Below are 19390 nucleotides of genomic sequence, written 5' to 3' on the forward strand. Positions count from 1 at the left end.
GAGCCGAGCAGGGCGCGGGTCGGCGACAACGGACCGTCGGTCTGGCCCAGGTGCACGCCCACATTCAGGCGTGCGGCAAGTTCGGCATCGTCATTGATGATCAGCTGGGTTTTATAGCGGTCGCACAGATCGCGCAAGGCTTCGGCCTCGCGCAGGCGTCGGGCCTCGTCGCTGCTCTTGTCGCGGTACTGCAGCAGGATGACGCCGCCTTCCAGCGCCGCCTCCACGTACTCAAGCAGTTTACCGGCCAGCAATTGGCGGTCGGTAATAGCGTACAGGCCACGTAGTTTCATCGCACAAGCCTCACCGCATGACAAATAGAAAGTTACGAACAGAAATCCAGCGGCAGACGGCGCGGCACGAACTGGCCTTTGCCCAATTGCTCCGCATCACGCAGGGTTCGCCATGTGTAGTTAAGCGCGGTCTGTACGGCGCTGACGAGGTTTTCGCCCAGGGCCAGACGACCGGCCAGGGCGCTGGCCAGTGTGCAACCGGAACCGTGATAACTGCCGGGCAAGCGCTGGCAGGTGAAGGTGGCGCGGTGGCCGTCGCGGCTGTACAGGCGATTATGGATTTCGTGTTCGTCGCCATGGCCGCCGGTGATCAGCAGGTGTTTGACGAATGGCAGCAGTTTTTCGGCGCACTCGTCGGCGGTGCCTTCGGGCAGTTCGGCGAGGATGCGGGCTTCGGGTAGGTTAGGGGTGGCAATGATCGAAAGTGGCAGCAGACGTTCGCGCATGGCATAGCCGACTTCGTCCTTGCCCAGTCGCCCGCCACCGCCGGCGCGCAGCACCGGGTCGCAGACCACTGGCAGGTGCGGGTGCGCCGAGAGCAGTTCGACTACGGTGTCGACCATCTCCAGGGAACCGAGCATGCCCAGTTTGACCGCGGCGACTTCGGAGTCGTCGAGTACGGCATTGGCCTGGGCCAACACCCACTCGCGGTCGAGGACGCGAAAGTCAGTGACGTTGACTGTGTCTTGCACGGTCAGGGCGGTGACGGCCGGGGCCGCATGACAACCCTGAGCGAGCAGGGCTTCGATATCTGCCTGCAAGCCGGCGCCACCACTTGGGTCGTGGCCGGAGAGACAGAGGACAACGGGGCGAGAGCTGTAGATATTCATGGTGCGCGAGCTTACCACCAGTCGACCAACGAGTCATGAGACGGACCGTGTAGCAGCTGGCGAAGCCTGCGTCCGACAGCGAACCAGTCGTCAAACTTGCCCATGCAGTTTGCCTGATTCACCGAGTTGCCTGAGTTTACGACTGCTGCGCAGTCGGACGCAGGCTTCGCCAGCTACAGGAATGTGTAAAACGGCCGATGCATTGTTTATAACTTGATCAAACAAGCTGGCTTTTCACAATTTATGTGGCTGAAACGCCCGTTCTAGAGCCTTTGTTGTAAATTTTTCAATGGTGTTCAAAGGCCATCAACGGCTATGCTAGAGTGGATCCAAACCAATAACAGGTAATGCCGGTTTTACGTCTACTCAAAAGGAATGAGGGGCTTCCTGAGATAACCGGACAGGCCACGCTGGGGCTTAAATGCGCTATTTGCTGATGTTGCTGCTTTGCTTGCCCCTCATGGCGAGCGCCGTCGAGTTTGACGAGTTCACTCAAAGCCTGCCCTTGGGCCGAAGCCTGCAAGTGTTCGAAGACGCGGGTGGTCAGGCGACCATCGCCGATGTTCGCGCGCAAGCCGCGGCCGGAAATTTCAAAATCCACGACAAAGCGACGCTCAACGCGGGATATTCGCGTTCGGTTTTCTGGCTGAAAATCGACCTGCATTACCGCCCGACAAACCCCGACGCGCAACGCACCTGGCTGCTCGAACTGGCCTATCCGCCCCTTGATCACCTTGATCTGTACTTGCCCGATGCTGCCGGCAGCTATCAGTTGGTGCGGCAGACCGGCGATGCCTTGCCGTTTGCCACGCGCGCGATCCGCCAGAACAACTACCTGTTCGATTTGAATTTCACCCCTGACCAGGCACAAACGGTGTACCTGCGCCTGCAAAGTGAAGGCTCGATCCAGGCTCCGGTCACCTTGTGGTCGAGCACCGCTTTCCTCGAAGAACAGCCGGTGCGACTTTATGTGTTGGGGCTGATTTATGGCGTGTTGTTGGGGATGCTGGTTTACAACCTGTTCATCTACCTCAGCGTGCGCGACACCAGCTACCTCTATTACATCTTCTATATTGCCTCGTTCGGGTTGTATCAGCTGTCGGTCAATGGCGCGGCCGTGGAGTATTTCTGGCCGGACAACCCGTGGTGGGCCAACGCCGCCACACCGTTCTTCATCGGTTGCGCCGGGCTGTTCGGCAGCCAGTTCGCCCGTAGCTTCTTGCAGACAGGGTCTTACGGACGCTGGCTCGATCGCTTGCTGCTGGCCTTGATTGCATTCAGCGCGGCGGTGATCGGCCTGTCATTGATGGCCAGTTACGCCCTGGCCTTGCGTCTGGCTACGGCCTTGGCCTTGAGCTTCACGGTGGTGATTTTCGCCGCCGGGCTGTGTGCCTGGTTGCGCGGTCTGCGTGTCGCGCGCTACTTCATCATTGCCTGGTCGGCATTTTTGCTCGGTGGCATCGTCAATACGCTGATGGTGCTGGGTTACCTGCCCAACGTGTTCCTGACCATGTATTCGAGCCAGATCGGCTCAGCGATAGAAGTCGCCTTGCTGTCGCTGGCTCTGGCTGACCGCATTAACGCCATGCGCGAGCAGCAAGCACAAACGCTGTTTGATGCGGGTCAAAAACYCGAAGTGCTGAACCAGCAACTGGCTCACAGTAACCAGCTTAAAGATGAATTCCTTGCCACCCTGACCCACGAATTACGCACCCCCATGAACGGTGTGATTGGTTCGTTGGAGTTGATGCAGACCGTCGAGATGGACCCGGAGCTGGAGCAATACCAGCAAACCGCTGCCGGTTCCGCGCGGGACATGATGCGCATGGTCAATGGCATCCTGACCCTGACCGAATTGCAGGCCGGCAAGCTCAAGGTCTCCCCGGCCGCGTTCAGCTTGCGGGGCGTGGTCGATGCCTTGCGCGCGCAGTTCGAGGGCAACGCCTCGAGCAAATCGCTGGACTTCAAAGTTGACGTAACCCCGGGACTGCCGGATCGCTTGCACGGTGACAGCGCCAAATTGACGCAATGCCTGGAATGCCTGTTGGACAACGCGATCAAGTTCACTCGGGTCGGCGGCCTGGCGCTGCGGGTGACGGGCAAACCGGTGGAAAATGGTCGGTTGTCATTGTCGTTTGCGGTGATCGACACGGGTATCGGCTTCACTGATCTGGGGGAGGCGACGCTGTATCAGCGTTTTTTCCAGCTCGACGGTTCAATGACTCGCGAATACGGCGGTTTGGGCGTGGGGCTGGCGATTTGTCGGCAACTGGTCGAACTGCTCGGCGGGCGCCTGACGCACCGCTCCGAGCCGGGCAGTGGCAGCCGCTTCCAGCTTGATATCGACTTTGAAGTGCCGGTTGTAGAGCGCCCGCCCGTACCGTTGATGAGCGGCGATCCTGCGCGTTTGCGCTTGCCTCAGGATTGCAGCGTATTGCTGGTGGATGACAACAACGTCAATCAGTTAGTGATGCGCGGCATGTTGCTCAAGCTCGGGTTCCGGGTGCGTTCCGCCGACAATGGCCTGACCGCACTCGATCAGTTGCAGCGTGAAACTTTTGATGCGGTGCTGGTCGATTGTCAGTTGCCACGCCGAGACGGCATCTCCCTGTGCTGCCAGATTCGCGCCTTGCCGGGCTGCGGCGAGTTGCCGGTGTTCTTGGTGGTTCTGAGTGCTGATCGAGAACATTGCCCGACCGGCGACTTGATCGATTACCTGAACAAACCGGTGAAATTCGAAGACTTGCAGTCAGCGCTCTATCGCCGGGTGCTGTGTCCGAGGCAGGGCGAAAGCGCCGACATTTAGGCGGATATGCCACTTTGTTCGGTCTCGGGGCAGTGCTTAACTGACTTCCTTGGCTGAGCCAAAGGAGCCCCCGTCATGAACCTGCATCAGTTCGCCGAAACCCACGAAGTCACCAACCAGCCACCGTCGCTGGACGGCACCAACCTTTATCGCATCGACTTGCCGTTGCAAGAATGGTCGCGGCGGTTCGGGGCCGGTTGGGCCGAGTCGCGGATCGACGCGTATGGTGCACTGGCGGGCGGGCCGCTGATGGAGGCCGGGTTTCTGGCCAACCAAAACAAACCGGTATTCGTCAGCCATGACCGTTACGGGCACCGCATTGATTTAGTGGAGTTCCACCCGGCCTATCACCAATTGATGCGCACCGCGGTCGAGCACGGGCTGACTTCATTGCCCTGGGCACATCCGCAGTCCGGTGCGCATGTGGCCCGAGCGTCCATGAGTTACCTGCACAGCCAGGCCGAAGCCGGCAGCGGTTGCCCATTGACCATGACCTTTGCCAGCGTTCCGGCGATGCGCCTGCAACCGGATCTGGCCGAGCAGTGGCTGCCGAAAATCCTTTCTACGGAATACGACCCGCGTAACGTCGGCATGGCGCACAAGGCCGGTGTGACCATCGGCATGGCCATGACCGAGAAGCAGGGCGGCACCGACGTGCGCGCCAACACCACCAAGGCGTATCCGGTCGGTGTCGGCGGTCCGGGCCAGGCTTACGAACTGGTCGGTCACAAGTGGTTCTGTTCGGCACCGATGTGCGATGCCTTCCTGACCCTGGCCCAGACCGATAAGGGATTGACCTGTTTCCTGCTGCCGCGCCATCGCCCCGACGACACGCGCAATCAGTTCTACATTCAGCGCCTGAAAAACAAACTCGGTAATTGCTCCAACGCCTCCAGCGAAGTGGAGTTTCGTGGCGCGCTGGCGTGGATGGTCGGAGAGGAGGGGCGGGGTGTGCCAACCATCATCGAAATGGTCGCCATGACCCGCTTCGATTGCATGGTCGGCTCCAGCGCATTGATGCGCCAGGCCCTGACCCAGGCCAGCCATCACTGCGCTCACCGCTCGGTCGGCGGCAAATTGCTCAGCGAACAGCCGTTGATGCAAAACGTACTCGCCGACCTGGCACTGGAAAGCGAAGCGGCCTTGGCGTTGAGCCTGCGCATGGGCAAGGCGCTGGATCATCTGGACGACAGCCATGAAGCGAAATTCGCTCGATTGGTGACGGCGGTGGGCAAGTACTGGATCTGCAAACGCGCGCCCGCGATGATCAACGAAGCCGCCGAATGCATGGGCGGCGCCGGGTACGTCGAAGAAAGCATCCTGCCGCGCCTGTACCGTGAAGCACCGGTCAACTCGACGTGGGAAGGTTCCGGCAACGTGCAGTGCCTGGATGTGCTGCGGGCGCTGTCGAAAGAACCGGGTGTGCTTGATGTGCTATTCAGCGAGCTGGGCGATGGTCATGGTGACAAACGCCTGGCCGCGCACATCAGTCAGTTGCAGGCGGCATTCAAGGACACCAGCGATATTCAATACCGCGCTCGGCAACTTACCGAAGACATCGCCTTGGGGCTTCAAGCCAAGCTGTTGCTGGAGGCGGGGAATGCGGCGGTCAGTGATGGGTTTATTGCCAGTCGCCTTGGTACTGCCGGGCGAGTGTATGGCGCGTTGCCGCGTGGGCTGGAGGTGGAGGTGGAGGCGATTGTGGCCCGGTCGACTCCGCTTATGTGAAAGACACAGAACCCCTGTAGGAGTGAGACCGGCTTGCCGGCGATAGCGGTTTAACATCCTGCATTGCTGTTGGCTGACACACCGCCATCGCGAGCAGGTCGGATCGCCGGACCGTCACTCCCACATTGGTTCTGCGCTGGACTTGGCATTTGTGTTGCCACCACTGTTCCCGTGAAGCGACGATGCAGGCAAGATGAAGGTCTGCAAGTCAGAACTCAGGATGCTGATCGTGACCGAAGCTTTTATTGTCGTTCAAACCGCCGAGCAAGCCGTGGACCGGCTTGCGCTCTTGCACAATCGTGCAACCACCGCGCTGAATCAGGCGCTCAAGCGTTACCTCAAGGATCGAGTTGAGCCGGACGCTGAACAGCGTGCGATGTTTCGTTATCCCGAACTGCGTCTGACCTATCACTGCCAGGGCGAAGTCCCGCAGACCACGCGCGCCTATGCGAAGGTTCAACTGCCAGGGACCTACAGCGTCACCGTTACCCATCCGGCCGCTTTCCGTAAATACCTGCTGGAACAGCTCGTGMCATTGATGCACGACTTCACCGTGACCGTCGAAGTCGGCGTCAGCCAGCAGAACATTCCTTATCCGTACGTGGTCGAGCAGGGCGATGAACTGGCCGGCTCCGGTGTGACCGCTGCCGTGCTGGCGCGGGTGTTCCCGAGTACCGATTTGTCGGCCGCCACCGATGGCATCGCCGATGGCTTGTACGATTGGGAAAACACCGACCCGCTGCCGCTGGCGCTGTTCGACGCCGCGCGGGTGGACTTTTCCCTGCGTCGACTGGTGCATTACACCGGCAGTGATTGGCGTCATGTGCAGCCTTGGATCCTGCTGACCAACTACCACCGCTACGTTGACCAGTTCATCGTCCATGGCCTGGAGCAACTGCGCAGCGACCCGCGTTTTGTGCGGATGGTCTTGCCGGGCAATGTGATCATCGAAAAAAGCATGGACCACGGCGAAGCCTCGGCGATTGCCGCAGGTGTGGTCTGGCACCGTTACCAGATGCCGGCCTATCACCTGATCGCCAGCGATGGCCACGGCGTGACGCTGGTGAATATCGGCGTCGGCCCGTCCAACGCCAAGAACATCACCGACCACTTGGCCGTGCTGCGTCCGCATTGCTGGCTGATGATCGGCCACTGTGGCGGCTTGCGTCAGTCGCAGACCATTGGCGACTACGTACTGGCGCACGCTTACATGCGCCGCGACGGGATTCTCGACCGGGTCGTGCCGCCGAACATTCCGATTCCGGCCTTGGCCGAAGTGCAGATGGCCTTACAGCAAGCGGCAGCCAACATCACAGGCGAAAAAGGCGACGAGCTGAAAAAACGCCTGCGCACCGGCACCGTACTGACTTACGACGACCGTAACTGGGAGTTGCGTTGGGCGCAGGAACGTCCGCTGATCAACCTGTCTCGCGCCGTGGCGGTGGACATGGAAAGCGGCACCATTGCGGCGCAAGGTTATCGCTTGCGGGTTCCGTATGGCACGCTGCTATGTGTCTCGGACAAACCGTTGCACAGTGAAATCAAGCTGCCGGGTTCGGCCAACGCCTTCTATGAGCGCGCGGTCAGCCAGCACTTGAAGATCGGCATCGAGGCGGTCGATCTGTTGCGCACCGAACTCAACTCGCTGCACTCGCGCAAACTGCGCAGCTTCGACGAACCGCCGTTCCGCTAACGGTTGTCATGGTCATTTGGCGGTCAGGGCAGGGCGTGCCATCGATTATTTCCACCGCAGTGGTCCGTCCTCAGCCCCGCGCCGTGTCGCCAAAGCGCCGCCTGCCGAGCCGAAGCTGATTCTGTTCAACAAACCGTTCGATGTGCTGACGCAATTCAGCGACGGCGAAGGGCGGGCGACGCTCAAGGATTACATCGACATCCCGGGGATTTACCCGGCAGGACGTCTGGACCGTGACAGCGAAGGTTTGCTGCTGCTGACCAACGATGGTCAGCTACAGGCGCGGATTGCCGACCCGAAGCACAAACTGGCCAAGACCTATTGGGTGCAGGTGGAAGGCGAGCCGAGTGCCGAGCAATTGCAGCATTTGCGCGATGGTGTCGAACTGAACGACGGCATGACCTTGCAGGCCGAGGCGCGGCAGCTTGAAGAGCCTGAACTGTGGCCCCGCAACCCGCCCGTGCGCTTTCGCAAAAGCGTGCCGACGAGCTGGTTGGAGCTGGTGATTCGCGAAGGGCGAAACCGTCAGGTGCGGCGCATGACGGCGGCGGTCGGCTTGCCGACATTGCGTCTGGTGCGGGTCAGGATCGGCGACTGGACGATCGAAGGGCTCGATCAGGGCCAGTGGAAAGAAGTGCCGGCGCGTTTATAACGTGCCGGACTCGATCAGGCCGATCACTACGCTCTTGATGATGAACGCGGCCACGCCCAGCCCCAGGACAAAGAACAGAATAAGCGAGCCAAAGCGCCCGGCCTTGGACTTCTTCGCCAGATCCCAGACGATGAAACCCATGAAAATGATCAGGATGCTGACCAGGCCAGTCATCATCCACTCTTCAAATACTGCAGGATCCATCGTACTTCTCCAGCGCGGGCGGGGCTAAAAGGGCGCGGGGAGTATACGCCACGGGGAATTGGCGAAGTATTGACCTGCGTCGGTGTGTCGCAGTCATTCGTCGCCTGTACCGGCCTCTTCGCTGGCAAGCCAGCTCCTACAAGAGTTGTGTCGGCCGCGAAATTGCGGTCCACACCCATTCTGTAGGAGCTGGCTTGCCAGCGAAGGCGGTTTCAGCTGCGCAGATGAGTCAACGGCAGCTCGGTACTGTTGAGCACCTGATTCAACACAAAACTCGACCGCACACTGGTCACCCCTTCAATCCGCGTCAAATGCCCCAGCAGCAGTTTCTGATAGTGATCCATGTCCGGCACCACCACCTTCAACTGATAGTCGGCATCCATGCCCGTCACCAGGCTGCACTCCAGCACCTGCGGCAAGGTACGAATCGCCGCTTCGAAGTTCTCGAATCGTTCCGGCGTGTRCCGGTCCATACCGATCAGCACGTAAGCCGTCAGGCTCAAACCGAGCATCTTGCGGTCCAGCAGGGCGACCTGACGGGAGATGTAGCCGTCGTCCTCCAGTTGCTTGACCCGGCGCGAGCATGGCGAGGGCGACAGGCCGATGCGTTCGGCCAGTTCCTGGTTGGAGATGCGCGCGTCACGCTGCAATTCCGCCAAAATGCTCAAGTCGTATCGGTCGAGTTTGCTCATCAATCAGTCCTTTGTCATAACTATTGCGGCAGATTATCTATCCAGGGTTAAAAATTGCGCAAGTGATGTTTAATTGAGCAATCTTCGCAATCCTCTGCTGGCGTCTCAGGCCTATTCTTATCACCAGAATCACTGCTCGGACAAACAGTCCACAGCGGCTCGCCCAATCAGGCCAGCCGCGGTCGCCACCCCCCACCGGGGATGTGCCGGCCCCCGAGCTGCACACTGTCCAGAAGACGGCGTGAGGTGAGCCGACGTCAAAAGCGTCGAGCACGGACGAAGTTCTCAAGGGGAGGCCGACGGGTCTCCCCTTTTTCTTGCTCGCAATTTATTGCTCGGCCTCCATAAATAAGTTTCGTGACTGATAACCTGTTGCAGAACCGGCCTGTGCTTTCCCAGTCTTACGTTCAGGCCCTAACCCGCAGTGAGGAAAAGCATGAAATCGCGCATCTGGCGTTTAGCCGGTGTTGGTTTGTTGTGTGTCAGTGTCACTGCGCAGTCGCTGGCCGATGATCAGCAAAACCGTGGGCCCGATGGTGGTCAGCATGGGGCGGACAGCCAACAGGGAAACGGTCAGGGCCATGGCGGTAATAATCAGCCGCCCMCGCAAAACAATGAAGTCAATCGTGGCGAAAACAACCGCCAGTTCCAGCACAACAGCCAGACTCAGAACAATGGTCAGTGGCAGAGCCGTCCGCAGCCTGACTTCAACAATCCGATTCGATCGCCTCCGCCCCCGCCACAACTGCCGGCCAATGACCTGCCGATCCAGCCCCGGCCCGACACTGTGCACCAGACCCAGCCGCCGCAGCGTGGTTACTATCAGGATATGCCGCGACGCAACGACAACAACCAGCGCTGGAACGGTTATATCGGCGCTCCATCCAATGACATTTATTGGCAAGGTCGCCCGAGTGGCCACGGTAATGGCTGGGGCCCCGGCCCGCAATATCGCCCGGGACACGTGATCGACCGTTTCCCGGACCGCGAGTACCGAGTGCCTTACCGTGGCATGGATTATTTCTACTCCGGTGGTTACTGGTATCGCCCGCTGGGCCCACGCTATGTGGTGGTTGAACCGCCGCGTGGGATTCGCGTCAGCTATTTGCCGGATTACGCAGAGCAGGTGTTGATCGGCGGGTCGGTGCTGTTCCTGGCGGCAGGCTCGTATTACGCCTATGAGGAGAGCACCCGGGATTACGTCGTAGTCGAACCACCGGCTGGCACCTTGCAACCGCAACAGCAGCCGCAAATCGCCAGCAACGGATATGACGTGGAGGCGTATCCGGCCAACGGGCAGTCGGCGGAGCAGGTCAATCAGGATGGTTACGAGTGCTATCAATACGCGGTGCAGCAGAGTGGCTTCGACCCGCGAACCGCGACCTATCAACCGGACCCATCGGTGGTTCAAAACTATCGCCAGGCCCAAGGCAACTGCCTGAGCAGTCGCGGTTATCAGGTTCAGTAGCAGATATAAGCTTCAAGCTTCAAGCTTCAAGCTTCAAGCTTCAAGCTTCAAGCTTAAGGCTTGTAGCTCGAAGCTGCTTTCATAGGATCGGCGTGCACCAGCACTTCGGCTCGCGGGTAGGCGGCGTGAATCGCATCGGCGGCCTGATCGCTGATGCCATGGGCGACTGACAAGGTCAAATCCCCCGGCAATTCCAGATGCAATTGCACGAACCACTGGCTACCGGAAACCCGCGTGCGCAGATCATGCGCACCCAAAACCCCCGGCACGCTGCACGCCAGTTCAAGCATGTGCTGACTGACGTCCGGCGGCAGTTCCTCATCCATCAACACGGTAAAACTTTCCCGTGCGATCTGAATCGCGCTCCACAGAATGTACGCGGCAATCCCCAGGCCGAACCAAGGGTCGACCTGATGCCAGCCAAACCCGGCCAGCACCAGCGCCACCAGAATGCTGCCGTTGAGCAGCATGTCCGAGCGGTAATGCAGTGAGTCGGCGCGCACTGCGTTGGAACCTGTCGCCTTGACGACGCGATGTTGCAACATCAGCAACGCAAGCGTCAGCACCAGGGACAGCACAATCACCCCGATGCTGATCCACGGCGCGCCCACAGGCTGCGGATGTTGCAGTCGTTCAAACGCCTGCAAGGCAATCAACACCGCACTGCCACCAATGAACAACGCCTGGGCCATACCTGCCAGCGACTCGGCCTTGCCATGCCCGTAACGGTGATCGTCATCGGCCGGGCGCAAGGCGTAATGCACCGCCAGCAGGTTGAGCAGCGACGTGACGCCGTCGAGCGCCGAGTCGGTCAGCCCGGCGAGCATGCTCACCGAACTGCTCAACCACCAGGCGACGGCTTTAGCGACGATCAGCGTACACGCCACCGCCACCGAGGCGCGGGTCGCCAGCCGCAGCAGGCGGGCGTGTTCGGAGCTGGAAATCATAGGTGCGGGTTTTCCTTCCTGTGCACGGATTACGCGGCGGGTTGCAGGCCGAACATCGCCAGTTGCTGGGCGCTGCCCTTGTGTTGAATCAGGCGTGGGTCGTCCAGTGGGAAGCTGCGGCCCAGTTCTGTTTCGAGAATAGTCTGCAACTTGTGGTTATCGACTTTGCCGTCGGCGCTGATCGCTTCCTTGAGTTTTTCCGGGGCTACATGAGCGGTCTTGCCCGGCTCCAGATAAATCGCACCGGTGGCGAAGTCGACCGCAAAAGCGATCAGGCCGGGGAGGATGTAGAACAGCAGGCCCACGGCATCCAGCGCCGCAACGACCGGGTCGATCTTGCCGTCAATCTGCCCACGGCGGTCGGGGAAGAAAATCGAGCCGCAAGCGGTAACCTGGGTCAGTAGGGTTGCGACCAATACACCGCCAATCAGGCGAAAGGGAACACGCATATGAAATCTCCTGGGTCATTTGGAAAACGAAGCGACGTCGTTGTGAATTAGGACCGTGATAAACGCCGGGCAGTTCGCCGTTATACTCGCGCCGGCAGGGCGTGCCCACAGTAAATTGCGGCCGCGTCTCACCCCCATTGGGATAGTTGAGGATTGATGTTGTTTTTTTCAGATCGACAACGCGCAACGGCTGATGAAGGTTATCGGGGTTCGGCCCTCCGGGCTGAAGCTGTGGACGCGCCATGCTGCGTTGCGGGACTTGGCAAGGAAACGACCCTTACCTGCGTCCCGCACCTTGCCTGGCACGCCCACAGCTTCAACGTGACTCGCAATTTACTGTGGGCACGCCCTGGGGAGCCAGCATGATTTCTTTGCCGATTGATGAAGTTTTACCCGCCCTGCGTGAAGCCTTGGCGACACGCCACGAAGCTGTGCTCGAAGCACCGCCCGGCGCCGGTAAAACCACCCGCGTGCCCTTGGCCTTGCTCAACGAGTTCTGGCTGGCCGGGCAGACCATTCTGATGCTTGAACCGCGCCGGTTGGCAGCGCGGGCGGCGGCGGAGCGGTTGGCCAGTGAATTGGGCGAGAAAGTCGGTGAAACCGTCGGCTATCGGATTCGGCTGGACAGCAAGGTCGGCCCCAACACCCGTATTGAAGTGGTTACCGAAGGCATTCTCACGCGCCGTTTGCAGGATGACCCGGCGCTGGAAGGCGTGGGGCTGCTGATCTTCGACGAATTCCACGAACGCAGCCTCGACGCCGATCTGGCGTTGGCCCTGAGCCTGAATGGCCGGGAGCTGTTTCGCGACGATCAGCCACTGAAAATTCTTTTGATGTCGGCAACCCTGGAAGGCGAGCGCCTGGCCGGGTTGCTCGACGACGCGCCGATCCTGCGCAGTGAAGGGCGCATGTACCCGGTGGCAATGCGCTGGGGGCGGCCGTTTCAACCCGGTGAATTCATCGAGCCGCGGCTGGTGCAGACCATCCTTGAAGCCTTGAATGACGAAACCGGCAGTATTCTGGTGTTCCTGCCGGGGCAGGCGGAAATCCGTCGTGTGCATCAACAATTGGCCGATGCGTTGGGTGAGAACTCGCAGGTGCTGCTCTGCCCGTTGCACGGTGAACTGGACCTGAATGCCCAACGCGCGGCGATTGATCCGGCACCGGCCGGCAAGCGCAAGGTGGTGCTGGCGACCAACATCGCCGAGACCAGCCTGACCATCGATGGCGTGCGGGTGGTGATCGATGCCGGGTTGGCGCGGGTGCCGCGATTCGATCCCGGCAGCGGCATGACCCGTCTCGACACCCAACGTATCTCCAAGGCCAGCGCCACTCAGCGTGCGGGCCGGGCAGGGCGCTTGGAGCCGGGCGTGTGTTATCGCCTGTGGTCGCAGGATCAGCACGAGCAACTGGCGGCGTATGCCAGTGCGGAAATTCTTTCGGCGGACCTCGCCGGCCTGGCGTTGCAACTCGGTCGTTGGGGCGTGACGCCGGGTCAGTTGGTTTGGCTGGATGTACCTCCGGCCGCCGCTTATGCACAGGCGCAGGATTTACTGGATCGACTGGGCGCATTGGACGGTGAAGCGCTGACTCGCCACGGTCAGGCCATGGCCGAACTGCCGGCGCATCCACGCATCGCGCATTTGTTGTTGCGCGGTCAGGCGCTAGGCTTGGCTGACATGGCCTGCGATGTTGCGGCATTGCTTGGCGAACGGGATATTTTGCGCGGTGCGGGCGCCGACTTGCACAGCCGTTTGGTGCTGTTGTCCGGTGAAGAGCGCGCTGCGCGGGGGGCTCAGGGCGGCGTGCAACGGGCCCGGCAACTGGCGCGGCAGTATCGCGGTTTTCTGCGCGGAAAAGCCTCGGAGCCGGTCAGCGATCCGGATCACCCGCGCTGGCTCGGCGCGCTGTTGGCGCTGGCCTATCCCGACCGTGTTGCCCAGCAACGGCGTGCCGGTGGTGCGGAATATCGTTTGGCCAACGGACGCGCTGCGTTGTTCGCCGAGGCTGACAGCCTGATGAAACAATCGTGGTTGGTGATTGCCGATCTCGGCAGTCGTCAGGGCCAGCGTGAGGAGCGGATTTATCTGGCGACGGATTTCGATCCGGCGCTGTTCGATTCGGTGCTCGCCGAGCAAGTGCGCGTTGTCGATCAACTGGATTGGGACGAACGCGAAGGCGTGTTGCGTGCCGAGCGGCAGCGCAAGGTGGGCGAGTTAATCCTCAGCCGCGAACCGTTGACCGGTCTCGATGAAACTGCTCGCAGCCAGGCATTGGTGAATCTGGTGCGGCGTAAAGGTCTGGAGCTGTTGCCGTGGACACCGGAGTTGCGTCAGTGGCAGGCGCGGGTTGCCCTGTTGCGCCAATTGGACCTCAACAGCAAAAGCGACAGTGAATGGCCGGATGTCAGCGATGCCGCGCTGCTCAAAAGCCTCGAACAGTGGCTGATGCCGTACCTGGGCAAAGTCTCGCGGCTCAGCCACTTCGCGAACCTGGACCTGTCGAGCATCGTCCATAACCTGCTGCCGTGGCCGCTGCCGCAACGGCTCGATGAGCTGGCACCGCATCATTTGAGCGTGCCGTCAGGTTCATCGATTCGTCTGGATTACAGCGAGCAACCGCCGATTCTGGCGGTTCGATTGCAGGAGCTGTTCGGCCTGGCCGAGACCCCACGGATTGCCGGTGGCCGGCAAGTGGTGAAGCTGCATCTGCTGTCCCCGGCGCGGCGGCCGGTGCAGGTGACGCAGGATCTGGCGAACTTTTGGCGCAGCACGTATGCCGAGGTGAAGAAAGATTTGAAGGGGCGGTATCCGAAGCATTACTGGCCGGATGATCCATTGGTGGCCGAAGCGACTGCGCGGATCAAGCCCCGTAAATAGTCCCTCAATAACTGCGAAGAACCCTGTGGGAGCAAACCCGCCCCCACAGGTGGTTTTGCATCGTTAGTTGGCGGGCAACAGGAACCGCGCAATCACCGGTAAGTGATCGGAGATGCGCAACGTATCGTCCTGCCTCACCGTCGCCTCGACCCTTTTGATGCGCGGACTGTAGAACAGGTAATCAACAGTGCGGTCCGGGCCATTCAAGCCCGGATCATTCGGGTAGTGCGTCAGCCACAGTGCCCGATCGACGCCACTGGCTTCGTTGTTCGTCGGGATCATCGGGTACTTGTCCCACAGCACGTGTAGCGCGCTGTCGTCGGAGTAGGGCGTGCGCTGTTCGTCGGGCAGTCGGCGAAATTGCCCCAGCGGCAACAGATTGAAGTCGCCACCGATCAGCCACGGTGTGCCAAGGCTTTCGAACTTGTCGAGGACTTTGGCAATAGCCGTTACTTGGGCTTGCAACGTTTCGTCAGGCTGGAGGGCGCGGTCCAGATGGGTATTGAGAACTGCCATCTGACCGCCGTCGTTCAACGGCAGATAAGTCGCCAACAGGGCGTTTTTCGGTTTGAACTGACGGCTGATCACGTTGGCCGGTTCGACCGGCAATTGCAGGCGTTCGGCGTGTCCGATCTGGTAGCGGCTGAGCGTTACCAGTTGCCGGCCAACGCTGCCGAAAATGTGCGGCTGCGGTACGAATTCGGCCTTCCAGTCGAAGGCACGGGCGCTACATGGATACAGGTCGGCGACCCGCTCTTGCAGGAGCTTGAACTGGTTCTGGTAATCGCTGGTCTTGGCGTTGTCATCGAGCTCCTGCAACAACACGATGTCGGGGTTTTCGTCGCGAATTACCCGCGCCACTTCGTCTAGGCTGAAAGCCATATCTTCCAGTGTCGGCCTCTCGTCCTCACCCTGCGCCAGGTCGTTCCAGAACACGTAGCGTTTGCCCGCCAGGTACTGAACGTTCCAGGTCATCACCTTTAGCGCCTGACCTTGGACTAGGGTTGGCGCTTGAACCGTGCAGCTGACCGGCACCACTTCCCTGGCGTCGGGGCGCCAGGTCAGGTTGTAGATCAGGGTGATGACCCCGATCACGATCAACAGGCTCGGCAGGGTGTAGCGCAGTAGACGGGTCATGGCTCGGCTTATAGCGTTACAAAAGATGGCCCTGAGCATAACCGAGCGCCGCGCCGAAGCCCACGGTTAGAGCGGTCCATCAATCCTCCGGGGCTCTTCGCAGATCAGCATGAACAGGCGGAACAGCACCACGCTGGTGAACAGTTGCAGGAAGCTGTGGGCACTGTCGATCAGGAGCGAGATCACTGGGTTCTGCGGTTCGGGGTATACCGCCAGCGTTGCGCCCTTTAGCAGCCACAACGGCCCCATCACGCACAAAATGCACACCAGAATGCGCATGAAATGACCACGGGTCAGGCGCAGGCTTTCTTTCATGGCCGCCAGCGGCGCCAGGCCTCGCAGCACCAGCAGGTATTCGCCGAACGCCAGGGTTACCATCAGATAGATACCGGGCAGGAAGTACAGCGACAGGCCGAGCAGGATCAGCAGGGTATTGAGCGCGGTCAGCAAGGCGAAGCGCGGCCACAGGTAAGCGGCCCTCGATAGCAAAGCGCGATTGCCCGGCGATTCGCCACGGCTGCGGGCGTCGAGAAACAGAATCAGGGCGGCGGTGTACAGCGGATAAACCAGCAAGCCGACGATCACACTGACGCCGGGAAAACTGTCCGGCTCGGTAGAGTGGTCGACCACTAGTTGCAGGAGCGACTCGAAGATCACCAGCGGCAGGCACAGCTGCACGATCTGGCCCAGATTGCGCTTGAAGAAATACAGGGAGTCTCGCAGTACATCTAACGGATTCATCAGTCGGTATCGCTGGTTGGACGCAGTGGCCCACTTTAACCGATGAACCCCTTTGTGGCGCAAACGTAAACGTAAGGTAAAGGTCGTTGAAACGACTTGTTTCAGCCTCCATTAAGGTGGAGCACCTTATCCTCATCGGAAAAGGACAACGATTTTCCCGGCAATCTACGAGGTCGCCATGAACAGCGAAGAACAAACCCTGATCGATGGACTGTTTTCCCGGCTGCAACAGGCCGAATCGGATTCAGCCCCGCGCGATGCCCAGGCTGAGGGGCGGATCAAGGAACACCTGACTCGCCAGCCTGCGGCCGGCTATTTCATGACCCAGGCAATTCTGGTTCAAGAAGCCGCCATCAAGAGCCTCGACGAACAGAACAAACAACTGACCCGGCAAGTTCAACAATTGCAGGCTGAACTGCAATCGGCCAAGGCTCAGACAGCGGCACCGGCATCGAGCGGTGGTGGCTTTTTGTCGAGCATCTTCGGTAGCAGTGCCCGAGATCCGCAGCCAGCACCGGCCCAGAGTGCAGCGCCGTCCACGGGCGGCTGGCGCGAACCGGCGCGGCCATCGTTCAATTCGCAGCCACCCCAGCAGAACTTTGGTTCCGCGCCTCCACAGCAAAACTACGCCCCGCAACAGCAAGTTCCGGCGGCGGGCGGCAGTTTTCTCGGTGGTGCGCTGAAGACTGCCGCCGGCGTGGCAGGTGGCGTGATGCTGGCTCAGGGCATCAGCAGCCTGTTCCATCACAATCAGCAGCCAGAAGTGGTTGAAGTGATCAAGGAAGAGCCGGCTCAGGTCAGCGATCAGAGCGGCAATGGCTGGGGCGATGATCAGCGTATGGCTGATAACTCCAGCGATCAAGGCGGTTTTGCCGACACTGATTACAGCAATGACGATTCATCGTTCTTCGGCGGTGACGACGATTCCTTCGTCTGACACGCCATTCGTCCGGGGCGCGACCGTGCCCCGGGCCGATTATTCGCGGAACAATCCTTCGGGCTGGCATACTGGGCGACTTTTCGGGCCCGGTGCCTGATTTCGCCTGCGCGCCTGTGCGCCAAGAGGAAGTCCGCGGTGAAAAAAATCGCAGTGTTCGCCGATGTTCAAAACCTCTATTACACCGTGCGTCAGGCCTATGGCTGCCACTTCAACTACGCCGCTTTGTGGGCTGACATCAGCAAGCAGGGCGAGATCGTCGAGGCCTATGCCTACGCGATCGATCGTGGTGACAGCAAGCAGCAGCAGTTTCAGCAGATTTTGCGCAATCTTGGTTTCACCGTGAAGCTCAAACCCTACATCCAGCGCAGCGACGGTTCGGCCAAGGGCGACTGGGACGTGGGCATCACCCTGGACATCATGGACGCCGCCGATCATGTCGACGAAGTCGTGCTGGCTTCCGGCGACGGTGATTTTGACATGCTGCTGGAGCGCATCATCAGCAAACACGGGGTGCAAGCGGTGGCCTATGGCGTACCGGGCCTGACCGCCAATTCGCTGATCCGCGCTGCCAGCCGTTACGTGCCCATCGAAGGCGCGTTGCTGCTCAAGAATTGATTTTTACGGAGTTGAAACAGGTTTGGAACGCATAGCAGTCATCGACTTTGAAACCACCGGGATCTCCCCGAGCAGCAGCTGCCGGGCCACGGAAATTGCCGTGGTGATTCTTGAACAGGGACGCATCGTCGAGCGTTACCAGAGCCTGATGAATGCCGGCGTGCGCGTACCGGCTTTCATCGAGCAACTCACCGGCATCAGCAACGCCATGCTGCGCACCGCGCCGTCGGCGGAGCAGGTGATGAACGAAGTCAACGAGTTTGTTGGCATCACGCCGCTGCTGGCGCACAACGCGGCGTTCGACCAGAAGTTCTGGGACTTTGAGTTGGGGCGGATCAAGCGCACGCGTTTGCAGAACTTTGCCTGCTCGCTGCTGCTAGCCCGCCGGCTGATGCCTGCGGCGCCGAACCACAAGCTCGGCACCCTTACCACCTTCGCTAACCTGCCCAATACTGGCAAGGCGCACCGGGCCATGGCCGATGCTGAAATGGCCGCCAACCTGACGGCGCATTTGGCTGAAGAGTTGCGGCGCAAGCATGGGTTGCGCGAGTTGTCCCATGATTTGCTGTGCAAGTTGCAGAAAGTGCCGGCGGCGAAAGTAACCGAACACCTCCAGCGCTACCGCTAATCCCGAGTCCTGCAAGTCACCCTTGTGGGAGCTAGCCTGCTGGCGATTACGGTGTGTCATTCAACCTCTTGGTTGGCTGAACCACCGCAATCGCCAGCAGGCTGGCTCCCACATTGATATGTGTTGATTTCAGGTTTGTTTGCCATTGCCTTCGATGTGCCCCAACGGCACGCGCTTTTCAATCGCACTCGAAAGCACAATCGACGTCTTGCTGAACCCGAACTTGGCAATCTTGTTAATCAACTCCTCCAGCTCCGGCATCGATCCCACCGCCGCTTGCATGATGACGCACGGATCGCCGGTAACCCGGTGGCACTCGGTCAATTGCGGGATTTTGATCAAGTCGTCATAGGCCTTTTGATTGCCATGCTGGTTCAGGCGCAGTTCGATCACGCACTGGATCGGCAAACCGAGCTTGGCCATGTCGACTTTCGCTTGGTAACCGGTAATCACGCCACTGGCTTCCAGTTTGGCCACGCGCTCGGCCACGGCCGGGGCGGACAGGTTGACCTTGCGCGCGAGGTCGGCGTAAGACGCACGGCCGTTTTCCAGCAGGGCGCCGAGGAGCATGCGGTCGTATTTATCCATCGTCGTACACCTGAAAAATGACTGACTTTCGAAAGCACGGTTTATAACGCCGATCTCCGTGTTTTGAAAAGTGTACCGGCGCTATAAACAGGTTTTGTAA

The 19390-nt window shown here is 60.0% G+C and carries 18 protein-coding genes; 9 read left to right on the forward strand and 9 right to left on the reverse strand.

Going from position 1 to position 19390, the window contains the following annotated elements; all coding sequences use genetic code 11:
• Both AC1DSG_RS11685 and AC1DSG_RS11690 read right to left on the reverse strand, forming a co-directional pair.
• Window positions 1-293, reverse strand: a 293-nt coding sequence (locus AC1DSG_RS11685; protein ID WP_477791031.1) for a thiamine phosphate synthase, incomplete at its 3' end; no start/stop codon positions are given.
• A 32-nt stretch (window positions 294-325) separates the two neighbouring features.
• Window positions 326-1123, reverse strand: a complete 798-nt coding sequence (locus tag AC1DSG_RS11690) for a hydroxymethylpyrimidine/phosphomethylpyrimidine kinase (protein ID WP_477791032.1) — start codon at window positions 1121-1123, stop codon at window positions 326-328.
• A gap of 421 nt (window positions 1124-1544) precedes the next feature.
• On the opposite strand from AC1DSG_RS11690, the gene AC1DSG_RS11695 reads away from it, so the two are divergent.
• The 4 genes from AC1DSG_RS11695 to AC1DSG_RS11710 all read left to right on the forward strand — a co-directional run bounded on the left by AC1DSG_RS11695 (window position 1545) and on the right by AC1DSG_RS11710 (window position 8002).
• Window positions 1545-3929 carry a hybrid sensor histidine kinase/response regulator gene (locus AC1DSG_RS11695; protein WP_477791033.1) on the forward strand — a complete coding sequence of 795 codons (2385 nt, stop codon included), beginning with the start codon at window positions 1545-1547 and terminating at the stop codon, window positions 3927-3929.
• Window positions 3930-4004: 75 nt separating this feature from the next.
• Window positions 4005-5657, forward strand: coding sequence for an acyl-CoA dehydrogenase family protein (locus AC1DSG_RS11700; protein ID WP_477791034.1), 1653 nt, complete (start codon window positions 4005-4007; stop codon window positions 5655-5657).
• Between the two features lie 193 nt (window positions 5658-5850).
• A complete protein-coding gene (amn, locus tag AC1DSG_RS11705) occupies window positions 5851-7350 on the forward strand; it encodes an AMP nucleosidase (RefSeq protein WP_477791035.1) in 1500 nt (499 codons plus the stop codon).
• A gap of 40 nt (window positions 7351-7390) precedes the next feature.
• Complete coding sequence (locus AC1DSG_RS11710) at window positions 7391-8002, forward strand: pseudouridine synthase (RefSeq protein ID WP_477791056.1); 612 nt, start codon at window positions 7391-7393, stop codon at window positions 8000-8002.
• Here the strand turns inward: AC1DSG_RS11710 and AC1DSG_RS11715 are convergent.
• Together AC1DSG_RS11715 and AC1DSG_RS11720 are read right to left on the reverse strand one after the other, a co-directional pair.
• Window positions 7997-8206: a DUF2788 domain-containing protein gene (locus AC1DSG_RS11715; RefSeq protein WP_007946638.1), complete on the reverse strand. Its 210-nt coding sequence runs from the start codon at window positions 8204-8206 to the stop codon at window positions 7997-7999. The genes AC1DSG_RS11710 and AC1DSG_RS11715 overlap by 6 nt on opposite strands.
• Before the next feature lie 212 nt (window positions 8207-8418).
• Entirely contained in the window at window positions 8419-8898 is a 480-nt protein-coding gene (locus AC1DSG_RS11720; protein ID WP_477791036.1) for an Lrp/AsnC family transcriptional regulator, read from the reverse strand.
• Between the two features lie 436 nt (window positions 8899-9334).
• On the opposite strand from AC1DSG_RS11720, the gene AC1DSG_RS11725 reads away from it, so the two are divergent.
• Window positions 9335-10366, forward strand: coding sequence for a DUF6515 family protein (locus tag AC1DSG_RS11725; protein WP_477791037.1), 1032 nt, complete (start codon window positions 9335-9337; stop codon window positions 10364-10366).
• Between the two features lie 53 nt (window positions 10367-10419).
• On the opposite strand, the gene AC1DSG_RS11730 is transcribed toward AC1DSG_RS11725, so the two are convergent.
• Together AC1DSG_RS11730 and AC1DSG_RS11735 are read right to left on the reverse strand one after the other, a co-directional pair.
• Window positions 10420-11313: a cation diffusion facilitator family transporter gene (locus tag AC1DSG_RS11730; RefSeq protein WP_477791038.1), complete on the reverse strand. Its 894-nt coding sequence runs from the start codon at window positions 11311-11313 to the stop codon at window positions 10420-10422.
• 29 nt (window positions 11314-11342) lie between these two features.
• Complete coding sequence (locus AC1DSG_RS11735; RefSeq protein WP_477791039.1) at window positions 11343-11762, reverse strand: polyribonucleotide nucleotidyltransferase; 420 nt, start codon at window positions 11760-11762, stop codon at window positions 11343-11345.
• Between the two features lie 362 nt (window positions 11763-12124).
• Between AC1DSG_RS11735 and hrpB the strand changes: the two genes are divergently transcribed.
• Complete coding sequence (gene hrpB / locus AC1DSG_RS11740) at window positions 12125-14641, forward strand: ATP-dependent helicase HrpB (RefSeq protein ID WP_477791040.1); 2517 nt, start codon at window positions 12125-12127, stop codon at window positions 14639-14641.
• A 63-nt stretch (window positions 14642-14704) separates the two neighbouring features.
• On the opposite strand, the gene AC1DSG_RS11745 is transcribed toward hrpB, so the two are convergent.
• Both AC1DSG_RS11745 and AC1DSG_RS11750 read right to left on the reverse strand, forming a co-directional pair.
• The gene (locus tag AC1DSG_RS11745) at window positions 14705-15778 is read right to left on the reverse strand and encodes an endonuclease/exonuclease/phosphatase family protein (RefSeq protein WP_477791041.1); all 1074 of its coding nucleotides are present in this window, start codon (window positions 15776-15778) and stop codon (window positions 14705-14707) included.
• A gap of 66 nt (window positions 15779-15844) precedes the next feature.
• Window positions 15845-16519, reverse strand: coding sequence for a YciC family protein (locus AC1DSG_RS11750; RefSeq protein ID WP_477791042.1), 675 nt, complete (start codon window positions 16517-16519; stop codon window positions 15845-15847).
• Between the two features lie 178 nt (window positions 16520-16697).
• On the opposite strand from AC1DSG_RS11750, the gene AC1DSG_RS11755 reads away from it, so the two are divergent.
• The 3 genes from AC1DSG_RS11755 to AC1DSG_RS11765 all read left to right on the forward strand — a co-directional run bounded on the left by AC1DSG_RS11755 (window position 16698) and on the right by AC1DSG_RS11765 (window position 18702).
• Window positions 16698-17456 (forward strand): DUF2076 domain-containing protein, encoded by a 759-nt coding sequence (locus AC1DSG_RS11755; protein WP_477791043.1) that lies wholly within the window; start codon window positions 16698-16700, stop codon window positions 17454-17456.
• Window positions 17457-17594: 138 nt separating this feature from the next.
• Window positions 17595-18074: a LabA-like NYN domain-containing protein gene (locus AC1DSG_RS11760; RefSeq protein WP_007946629.1), complete on the forward strand. Its 480-nt coding sequence runs from the start codon at window positions 17595-17597 to the stop codon at window positions 18072-18074.
• A 22-nt stretch (window positions 18075-18096) separates the two neighbouring features.
• Window positions 18097-18702, forward strand: coding sequence for a 3'-5' exonuclease (locus AC1DSG_RS11765; RefSeq protein WP_477791044.1), 606 nt, complete (start codon window positions 18097-18099; stop codon window positions 18700-18702).
• Window positions 18703-18831: 129 nt separating this feature from the next.
• On the opposite strand, the gene AC1DSG_RS11770 is transcribed toward AC1DSG_RS11765, so the two are convergent.
• Entirely contained in the window at window positions 18832-19290 is a 459-nt protein-coding gene (locus AC1DSG_RS11770) for an Lrp/AsnC family transcriptional regulator (RefSeq protein ID WP_477791045.1), read from the reverse strand.
• Between the last annotated feature and the right edge of the window lie 100 nt (window positions 19291-19390).

Source organism: Pseudomonas sp. P5_A12 (assembly GCF_056400685.1).